Here is a 1,840-nt window from a genome sequence, read left to right as displayed (position 1 = left end):
AAAGGGGAAGTCCCTCCGTCAGGAGATTTGCGCAACAAGGCCGCTGCAATGTCCTTCGACGATGATCAGGTTGATGTCTTTCCGACCCGCCTGGCCCTGCGCCCGATCGATCCGGCGCGGAACATGCGGCGCTTCTACCTCGTGCAGCTGCAGTCCGACCTCTTTAGCGGGACGAGCCTGATCCGGGAATGGGGCCGGATCGGGCGCGGCAGCTGCTTCCCTACTGGAGTTAGCGCAATTGAAAAAGCGATGATATAGTTAGCAAACCACAGCAATTAGAAATCGGCACTATAGTAACAGAGGGCGTACGAAATTATGGTGCTGTCAAAATTTTTCTACTATTACACCTTCCGAATATCGACGAATGGCTACAGAAGCCAATTGCGGAGTTGAAGCCTCAAGACATGCTGAACTCGAGGCTTCATGTCGACGCAGTTTTGCTATCTAAGTGTATTGAGTTGGCTGGGTAAGAATATTAATTTCCAGATAAATGAGAAAAAGCCGCGCGAAGATTGTGAAAGTTCTATGTTTTCACGTCCAATCTTTGCCGGGCGGCTGCTAAAACTTCTTCTGAAAATCTTTCAGGAAATCGCAAGATAACTGCCTCGGCGCTCAAGTCAAGCATACCCCGTGCTTTCAATAGGTTATAACCTTCGGAAGGTTGAGTTTGAAGAGCCAAGTCGGCAATGGTCTTTTCAACACCAACTCTGTTAATTTTTTGACGTGTTCGACTAAGTCTGATAGTTTTACCCCGCTCTTCACTTAATTCTCGTTCCAAAGCCGATATACTCTTCCAAAAGTCTAGAACAACTGGATCATTCAGGTCATCAATATCTTTTGTCGCTCGAACTTCGATCAAACGCCTTCGTGCGGCATCTTCGACCTCGACGGCATTTTCTCGGTTTGCATTGGAGATCCAGTTCATCAGTTTGATCTCATCGTTACAGATTAAGATGACTTGTAAAATCTTCTGATACTTCGACATCAAGAATCCTCGTTACTAGAGTATTATCTGCTTGATCTAAATAATATTATATTTCTCGTTCAGTTGCGGACAAGCGGTGTGTAGGTCTGGATGATATCCCCTGAAACTTTCACGTTTTCCGGCTTGCCGTTTGATCCAAGGCGAGGTTGGGCACCGGTAGCGCGTCGAATTCGTAGGCCGATTTGACGATTGATAGGACCTTTTCGAGGATTTCCGTTGCGATAAATATCATCCCCGACAATTACTCTATATTTCTCGATCCATTCCGGGTCTTCTTTGCAGACCTTGATGGCTTCATAAGTTATGTCACTGCGGAAGCCATCTCGTTCACATATTTCTTGTGCAACCTGCACAGCTTGATCGATAAGTTCACGGGACATTTTCAGCTCCTTGTACGCTTCTTCGTCAAGAGCGCGCTCATTCCATGTAAAATCTATCAGCGCGCGTTGGATCACTTCGTTTACATCGATGTTCTGTTTTGCGGCGATTTTCTCGAGCGCTCCGTACACGGATGGGTGGATGTTGATAGAAGGTTTGGTCGTGTTAATCACTGAATGTACTCCATATCTTCGGATGAGGTGTTGTACCTCATCCGATGAGTAAATCGTATTACATTAGATGAGCATGTCAACACTCATCTTTAGGATGGTTAACTTTCATCTGTGCTGGCACATGGCCTCTAAAAATGGCCGTTTAAGGACGCTTTGGATTATCCACGCCTCATCAGTATCTTAGCCGTGCCACAACCCCCGTTCTAAACCTAGGCTCAGGACCCATTGATTGACGACGTTGGTCGTGATTCAGGCTCCGCGAGGAGACAACATGCATGAGCAACCTGTTTTGGCTGACCGAGGC

The 1,840-nt window shown here is 46.7% G+C and carries 3 protein-coding genes; 1 reads left to right on the top strand and 2 read right to left on the bottom strand.

Features of this window, described 5'->3' with window-relative positions; all coding sequences use genetic code 11:
• The coding region (locus tag LX81_RS23275) for a WGR domain-containing protein (protein ID WP_308418346.1) at positions 1 to 258 on the top strand (258 nt) is incomplete at its 5' end.
• A gap of 265 nt (positions 259 to 523) precedes the next feature.
• On the opposite strand, the gene LX81_RS22025 is transcribed toward LX81_RS23275, so the two are convergent.
• Positions 524 to 985, bottom strand: coding sequence for a hypothetical protein (locus LX81_RS22025; protein ID WP_146259531.1), 462 nt, complete (start codon positions 983 to 985; stop codon positions 524 to 526).
• 59 nt (positions 986 to 1,044) lie between these two features.
• Positions 1,045 to 1,536: a hypothetical protein gene (locus LX81_RS22020; protein ID WP_146259530.1), complete on the bottom strand. Its 492-nt coding sequence runs from the start codon at positions 1,534 to 1,536 to the stop codon at positions 1,045 to 1,047.
• Positions 1,537 to 1,840: the final 304 nt, after the last annotated feature.

This window comes from Palleronia aestuarii (assembly GCF_003253995.1).
GTDB classification, from domain to species: domain Bacteria; phylum Pseudomonadota; class Alphaproteobacteria; order Rhodobacterales; family Rhodobacteraceae; genus Palleronia; species Palleronia aestuarii.
The sequence above is the reverse complement of the archived record's forward strand: the minus strand, read 5'-3'. Positions and strand labels throughout refer to the sequence as shown.